This window comes from Lutibacter sp., from assembly GCF_041596795.1.
Taxonomy (GTDB): Bacteria; Bacteroidota; Bacteroidia; order Flavobacteriales; family Flavobacteriaceae; genus Lutibacter.
This window is the reverse complement of record NZ_JBFHHX010000146.1, coordinates 1-7,571: the sequence shown is the minus strand read 5'-3', so window position 1 is coordinate 7,571 and position 7,571 is coordinate 1. Positions and strand designations below refer to the sequence as shown.

Sequence of the window (7,571 nt, the reverse complement as noted above, 5' to 3'; positions counted from 1 at the left end):
TCTGAGTGAAAGTTTTTCCAAGAACCAGATTTTCTGAATAAGCGTGCATTTGGAGCAATTTGATCTAGTGTATTTACAAATTTATGGTGTAAGGCTGGTTTTTCCATTATTCCTAACATTTGTTTAGATCTTTTAGAGTTCACAAGTTCGCCATTTGCCAATAAATAATAAAATCTACAAACTTGATTTACTGTAGCTGCGTGACTTAAATTTTTTAGTGGCTCTCTATTTGTTGCACCGCCACTAGCATAGCGCTTACCAACCCAAAGTCCGCCGCCGTGTTCTTCATCATATAAATTGTATTTCTCATCTGTTAAAACACTTTCAATTTTATCAAAACCTAATCTGTCAATCATTCTGGTTGCTGCTGAATTACTAGATCTGCTAATCATTATTTTCATATCATTAGTAACTTCAGGAGTTTCTTTTAATTCTCCTTTTTCTATAGCATCCATTGCAGCTAAAAGTATTGCAATTTTTGGTAAACTGGCAGCGTACATCATATTACCGCCATTAATACGAGCATATTTTATTTCGTTTGGATCGCTTAAATCTATAACGCCCACAGCTAATTTATTTTGCTGAATTAAAGTTTTCCATTTTGGAATGGTATTTAATTGCAGCTCAAGATCTTTTTGAAGGTCTTTATTTAAAAGGGTTCCTAAGGGTTTTAGTTTTGAATTTTCTGAATGAATAGGAAGTTCATTTTGACTAAATAATGTTGTTGTTGCAAACAATGCAACTACGAAAAAAACTGAAAAATGTTTCATTAAAATACTGATTAAAAGTGCAATAGCTGCAAAATACGCCTTTTTATCAGTATTTTATAAAAAATAAATGTTAAATGTTTATTTGTGAATTAAACAGATAAGGCTTTTTTAAGTGCTTTTTCTACAGGAACTACTAAATTTCTAATAATACTTTCTCCATTAGCATCATCAATAAGTGCTACTAAAATATAGCGTCTTGTAGCATCTTTTCCCCAAACTAAAATAGAATCTGAATGGAAATTTTTCCAAGAGCCAGATTTTCTAAATAATCTTGCATCTGGCGCTATCAAATCTAAGGTGTTTACAAATTTATGATGTAATGCTGGGTTTTCCATAATATCCAACATTTGCTTAGATCTTTTGTCGTTTACCAATTTACCATTAGCTAATAAGTAATAGTATTTGCAAACTTGTGCAACTGTAGCTGCGTGACTTAAATTTTTAAGAGGTTCTCTATTAGTTGGTCCGCTAGCAGCATATCTTTTTCCAACCCATAAACCACCATTTATTTTATCGTATAAATTGTATTTTTTATCGGTCATTACACTGGCAATTTTTGCAAAACCTAATCTATCAATCATTCTTGTAGAAGCTTGGTTATCAGACTTGCTAATCATTAACTTTAGGTCGTTTGTAATGGCTGGAGTTTCTTTAAGTTCGCCTTTTTCAATAGCATCCATTGCTGTAAGTAGTACTGCAATTTTAGGCAAACTTGCAGCATACATCATTTGGTTGTCGTTAACTCTAGCATATTTTGCGTCTTTAGGATCGCTTAAGTCAATTACACCAACAGCCATTTTATTTTGGGCTATTAATTTTTTCCATTCTGGAACTTTATTAAGTTCTTTTTCTAAATTACTTTGAAGTGCCGGATTTATTAAATTGGGAAGTGATTTTATTTGTGAATCATCCAATCGTAAAGGTAAATCGTTTTGAGCTTGTATTGCAGTAGTAATAAAAAGGGCAATAATTATAAGTAATTGATATGGTCTCATTTAGATGCTAAATTATTTTTTTAAAAACATCCAAATGTATTTCTTTTTTAAATATGTTGGTTGTTAAAATTTTAATTTTGGAAAAATAAAATTCCTTGATAATAGTGGCTTTTTTAAATATTAAAATTAAAAAAATGTTAAAAGCATAAATTTGCCTTTAAAATTTCTTCTTATAAAGATGGTATTGCCATGCTAATTTTTAATTTTATAAGCTGTTGTAATTCAGAAAAGTATACTACAATAGTTTTTTAATATTTTTTTTGCGCATTACCTTTTCAACAGCATCAAATATTTGTTTTTTAAGATTTTTATACTTTTTTAAATAAATATCTATTTCTTTATTTAAAGTTTTGTGTTGCTCAATATAATTTATGTTTGAAATTAAGTTGTTATGCTCAATTAAATCTGTTAAAAATATTTCATGTTTTTGAATAGATTCTTTTAATAAAGTACTGGTTTCTTTTTCTACTTCAAGTTTTTTTGTAAAAATTTCAATTCTTTTTGCTAAACCTGCAAACAGATAGTCAATGTATTTTGCGCTTAATAAATGCTTTAAAAACCGAATTTCATCTAAAATAAAATCAATTTCGGAAATCCAATTTTTAGATTCAGTGTGCAACATAGAAATACTTTTCCGACTGTTTGTCCAAATTTTTTTACTTTCTAAAGTCATAATATGTTGTTTTAATGGTTAATAAGCCTATGTTAATTGTTTTTTAGAGTTTAAATTAGGCTCCATAATTCCAGATATATATTCATATACGTTTTGTTTTAATTTATCATAAGTTTTATTGTAATTAAATATAGCTTCGGCCATTGAATGATATTTAACTAAATAATAATTCTTTTGATCTGGGTGAGGTTCTTCTTCTTGGCCAATTAAATATTTAGTATAACTATCAATATTTATAGATAAATTATGTAGCTCGTTTTCTAAGTTTTTTAAATCTTTTGTAAAAAGCTGAATACGCTCAAATAGATTGCGAGTGTTGGTGTTAAAAGGGTAAGTGTCAATTAATTTTAAAATAAATTTTAGTTCTGCTTTTTTAAATCTTAAGTCAGCATTCCAACAAGTAGTTTTATACAATATCTCATTGATACTTTTCTCTCTACCAAAAGTTTTATAGGATAAATCTGTTGTCATTTTAATAAAATTTTAGCAGAGCTAAGTTCTATTAAATTCGCTTTATTTGAAATGATTACTATCAGCTCATCAAAAAAAATGAGATAGATAATAATTGTTAAAAACATACAAGATTAACAAGTGAAAATATTGATAAATAAGTTGTTATGGTTTTTGTTTGTGAGTTTTAGTTAAAGTTAAAGCGGATTTTTAATTGGTTGAAATTGAGCAATATCATTTTATAAAATTTAAACTAATGGTAGATTTATATACACTAAAAAAAAGAATGTATTAAAAACAACTAATTGTTATTCAAAAAAAAGTTCTTTTAAATATTTATGGAATCTAGTTAAATGCCATTAAATAATAGAATGATAAGTACAATAGATATTAGTTTTAATAAATTTTAAAAACTACAAATATGGGCTTAAACTTTAATCAATTCGCAAAAGAGGCTAATTCATTTTTAAAGGATTATGCTAAACAACTAAATTTAAAAGATGACATTGATAAATCTGGAAGAATTCTTTCGTCAATATTACATGCTTTAAGAGATTTAATTTCAACAGAAGAATCACTTCAATTAATAGCGCAATTTCCTATGTTTTTAAAAGCCATTTATGTAAATGGTTGGACTTTGAAAAAAAAGCCCAAAGTAAAAAACTTAGAAGCTTTTATAGATTTGGTTAGAAAATATGACGGAAATACTAGTTTACATGATTTTGAATCTGATGAAAAGGCTGAAAACTATATAAAAACAACATTTATTGCTTTAAGGAAATACGTTTCTTTAGGTGAATTGGAAGATATACGTACCGAATTACCAAAGGATTTAAAATTTATTGTGTATCAAAATATAATGTTTTAAAAAATTTGAATTATGAAAATTGCTGAATCAAAAAAAGAGATTGAAATTTATATAGATAAAATTAGTTTAAAAGGAAACTTAATGCTTGTTGATGATGATTTTTGTAAAGGAGTTATACTTTTTTCGCACGGCTCTGGAAGCAGTAGATTAAGTGTTAGAAATAACTATGTAGCAAATTTGTTACATGCCCAAGGGTATTCTAGTTTGTTAATGGATTTATTAACCGATGAAGAAGGTTTAATTTATGAAAATAGGTTTGATATTACATTACTAACAGATAGGCTTTTAAAAATTACCAAATGGGTTAGAAATTATAAATGCACTAAACATTTGCCAATTATTTACTTTGGATCTAGTACAGGAGCAGCATCAGCGTTAAGTGCAGCAGCTTTTTTAGGAAATAAAGTAAAAGCAGTTATTTCTAGAGGCGGAAGAACTGATTTAGTAATAAATAATTTAGAAAATGTAAAAGCTCCAACGTTGCTTATTGCTGGTGAATATGATCCTGTAATTATAGAATTAAATAAAGGATCCATAAAAAAACTTACAACAAATTGTAAACTTGAAATTGTGAAAGGTGCATCTCATTTATTTTCGGAACATGGTAAATTAGATGAGGTTGCTAAACTTACTAGTAATTGGCTTAACAAACATGTGCAAAGAGAAATATTTTAAAAATGTTTAAGGATAGGATTGAAGCAGGGAATTTATTAGCGGAACAATTACTTAGTTATAGCAACAATACTAATGTTGTAGTTGTTGCGGTTCCTAGGGGAGGTTTACCTATAGGATTTGCTATTTCCAAAAAATTAAATGTTCCTTTAGAAATTGTATTGTCTAAAAAAATTGGACATCCATTAAATAAAGAATTTGCAATAGGTGCAGTTACGTTAAAAAACTGTGTTTTAAGTGATGATGTTGCAGGAATATCAAAATTATATATTGATGAAGAAACCATAAAAATTAGGAAATTATTAAAAGAAAGAGAGCTTGCCTATTATGGAAAAAGAACTCCTGTAAATTTAAAAAACAAAATAGTTATTGTTGTTGATGATGGTATTGCAACAGGAAACACCTTAATTTCTAGTATTCAATTAATTCATCTTCAAAAACCAAATCAAATTATTGTTGCAGCTCCAGTAGCATCAAAATCTGCTTTTAATAAAATTGAAAAGAATCCATTGGTTTATAAAATTATTTGTTTGTTAAATCCAGAAAGGTTCCAGGCAGTTGGTCAGTTTTATCAAGATTTTGGTCAAGTTAGCGATTCGGAGGCAATAAAATTACTGCATAACGCACATATAAAAACAAATTAAATACCATTTTTTTTAGGGAAAAGTATAAAATAGAAATAGGGAAACCGCAGTTTCCCTATTTCCGGATTGAGGTTAAATAATACAATTTAACTTTTCAATTTTTTTTACTTCGGCCTTCGCGCCTTTTTGAAGTACAATCTTAAAGTAATTAAACTATATTACTTTTCTCAAATTTTTCCAACTTAATAGTAAGTTAGATATAAGTTAAAGGAAACAGGAAATGTTCTCTCCTGTTTCCTTCTGAAAAGATTACAGCAACTATGTGATATTAAAATAAATTTTCATTCTTAATTAAGGATATAATTGGAACTTATCAGCATGTATCTAAATCTTTTCAATGTGAATTTACACTAATAACCCTCGTGTAAATTTGTTTAAAAAGTTTATTTAAACAATTCAATGAACTTAAAATTGATAAGCAAATATAAGGTGTAATTAGTTGATTTTAAATGATAACCATCAAAATAAAGAATGATTGTTGTCAGTTGGTTTGTTTTTGTAGCTACACAATTACAAAATCATAAGCCATGGTTAATAAAAATAGACCAGCTAAAAAAAGCAACATATAAATTAGTTGAATAAATTTAATGTTTATAAAATTAAACCAATGTATTGTTCGTTTTGGAAATATAAATAATGCCAATCCAATTAGTACAGCTACCCACCCAATAAGTGTAATAATTATTGTCCAGTTGCTTTCCCAAATATTATGAAATAATATGTTTAATAAGCCAATTATTATTGCAAAAAAAGCTACAAGTATGGCAAATTTCTGGTCTTTTAAATCTGTAATAATTTGGATAATTCTTTTTGGGTTAAAAGTTAAAATTAAAAAGAAAATAATCAGATACCATCCCCAAAATTTAGCTAAAAAAATTGACGTGTTTTCCATAATTTAAGTTTTAATGGTTATTCTTCATGAAGTACTAAAAAAGGTACTTTTGTATGGTAACTAATTTCTTCAACGGTAGGTTTAAATAATATTCGTTGAAAAAAGGTTAAATTTTTAGCAATCATAATTATAATATCAATGTCTCTACTTTCTACAAAGCATCGTACTCCATCTTCAATGTTATTGCTTGTTATTCTATGAAAACTGTGTTTGTTTTCTGTAAAATAGTTGTGCAAATAATGTTTATTTTCTAATTGATTTCCGGTTAAAACTTCATCTTTTTTAGCAACGTGAACTAATCTTACAGATGAATTGTACATTTCTGCAAATTCTGAGATGTTGTTTAGTATAAATGGTTGGTAAAAATTGTGAAAATCAGTTGGAAATGCAATTTCTTTAGGAGGTGAAAAAGTAGATTTTTCAGGAATAATTAAAACTGGGCATTTTATTTTTGTAATTAAATCGCCTGTGTTGGTTCCAACCACAACTTCATTAAATCCTGTTGCTCCTTTGGTTCCCATAATTATTAAATCTATGTTTTTTTCTTCAATTTGAGTTTTTACTGCATCAATAAAAAAATCGTATTTAGAAATAGAGAAAAAATGATGATCTGGATTTTTATCAGTTTTTTTTATTTTTTTCAATAATTTAGTTAACTCTATTTTAGCTTGTTTTAAAACTGTGGTTTCTAAAATATTAGTTGATGGAAAAATAGGAATTTCCCCGCCAATATATGTTGGCATAAGTGTTACGTGAAGTATGTAAAAATTACATGGCGTGTTTTTGTAAAATTGAATTGCATAGTTAATAGCATTCCAAGAATTATCTGAAAAATCGGTAGGTAATAGTATGTTTTTCATGGTGCAAAGTAAATTTCAGTTATACTCAAATTTACTAAGCAAATAGTATTTGTAAAATGATATTAATCAAGTGAAGCCTTATTATTTAGCATTATTTAATTAATTTTTTTTAATTTTTCTATATCTAAAATTTTAATATTTCTTCCATCTACATCAATTAATCCTTCTTTTTTAAAATCGGATAAAGTTCTAATAAATGTTTCGGTTGCAATTCCGGCAATACTTGCTAAATCGCTTCTTAAAATTTGAACACAAATGTTGGGGGTTTTTTTAATTTTTTCTGAAAATTGTAAAATGGTACTTGCTGTTTTTTTTCTAACAGAGCTATAAGCCATTTCTAATAAATGTTCTTTTATTTCGGTAACATTATCACTTAAATAATCAAACAATTCTAATGTTAAATCGTGATTGTTGTATAAAATAGATTTTAAATCTTTGTTTGATACGCGTGAAGCTTGTGTATCTTCAATGGCAGCTGCAAATTCTTGGTGTGCAAGATTATTTGTAAATGAAGTAAACCCAAAAAAGTCATCTTCTTTTAAAAGTTCGGTTATTAATTCTTTACCTTGTTCATCAATTTTATAGGTTTTTACAATGCCTTTTTTAATTAAATATACATAGTTAGAGTGGTCTCCTTGATGGTAAATTATTTCTCCAGCATCAAAATTCAATTCTTCGGCTTCATCATAAAAATAATTTTTTAATTGATGTATTGTTTTTAAATCATTTTCATTTGTTTGATTTTGC

The 7,571-nt window shown here is 27.2% G+C and carries 10 protein-coding genes; 3 read left to right on the top strand and 7 right to left on the bottom strand.

Going from position 1 to position 7,571, the window contains the following annotated elements:
* From ABY298_RS13540 to ABY298_RS13525, 4 genes are all read right to left on the bottom strand, one after another.
* The coding region (locus ABY298_RS13540; protein WP_372746592.1) for a serine hydrolase at positions 1–770 on the bottom strand (770 nt) is incomplete at its 3' end.
* A gap of 89 nt (positions 771–859) precedes the next feature.
* Positions 860–1,765: a serine hydrolase gene (locus ABY298_RS13535; protein WP_372746591.1), complete on the bottom strand. Its 906-nt coding sequence runs from the start codon at positions 1,763–1,765 to the stop codon at positions 860–862.
* Positions 1,766–2,000: 235 nt separating this feature from the next.
* Positions 2,001–2,438, bottom strand: coding sequence for a hypothetical protein (locus ABY298_RS13530; protein WP_372746590.1), 438 nt, complete (start codon positions 2,436–2,438; stop codon positions 2,001–2,003).
* Positions 2,439–2,465: 27 nt separating this feature from the next.
* Complete coding sequence (locus ABY298_RS13525; RefSeq protein ID WP_372746589.1) at positions 2,466–2,909, bottom strand: hypothetical protein; 444 nt, start codon at positions 2,907–2,909, stop codon at positions 2,466–2,468.
* Between the two features lie 400 nt (positions 2,910–3,309).
* Here ABY298_RS13525 and ABY298_RS13520 point away from each other — a divergent pair, with 400 nt between their 5' ends.
* Genes ABY298_RS13520 through ABY298_RS13510 form a run of 3 tightly spaced genes read left to right on the top strand, consistent with a single transcriptional unit; the run spans position 3,310 to position 5,072 of the window.
* Complete coding sequence (locus ABY298_RS13520; protein WP_372746588.1) at positions 3,310–3,756, top strand: DUF2267 domain-containing protein; 447 nt, start codon at positions 3,310–3,312, stop codon at positions 3,754–3,756.
* 12 nt (positions 3,757–3,768) lie between these two features.
* A complete protein-coding gene (locus tag ABY298_RS13515) occupies positions 3,769–4,431 on the top strand; it encodes an alpha/beta hydrolase (protein ID WP_372746587.1) in 663 nt (220 codons plus the stop codon).
* Between the two features lie 2 nt (positions 4,432–4,433).
* On the top strand, positions 4,434–5,072 hold the full coding sequence (locus ABY298_RS13510; RefSeq protein WP_372746586.1) for a phosphoribosyltransferase: 639 nt from the start codon (positions 4,434–4,436) through the stop codon (positions 5,070–5,072).
* A 502-nt stretch (positions 5,073–5,574) separates the two neighbouring features.
* On the opposite strand, the gene ABY298_RS13505 is transcribed toward ABY298_RS13510, so the two are convergent.
* From ABY298_RS13505 to ABY298_RS13495, 3 genes are all read right to left on the bottom strand, one after another.
* On the bottom strand, positions 5,575–5,964 hold the full coding sequence (locus ABY298_RS13505) for a hypothetical protein (RefSeq protein WP_372746585.1): 390 nt from the start codon (positions 5,962–5,964) through the stop codon (positions 5,575–5,577).
* 17 nt (positions 5,965–5,981) lie between these two features.
* The gene (locus tag ABY298_RS13500) at positions 5,982–6,824 is read right to left on the bottom strand and encodes a universal stress protein (protein WP_372746584.1); all 843 of its coding nucleotides are present in this window, start codon (positions 6,822–6,824) and stop codon (positions 5,982–5,984) included.
* A 95-nt stretch (positions 6,825–6,919) separates the two neighbouring features.
* The coding region (locus tag ABY298_RS13495; RefSeq protein ID WP_372746583.1) for a Crp/Fnr family transcriptional regulator at positions 6,920–7,571 on the bottom strand (652 nt) is incomplete at its 5' end.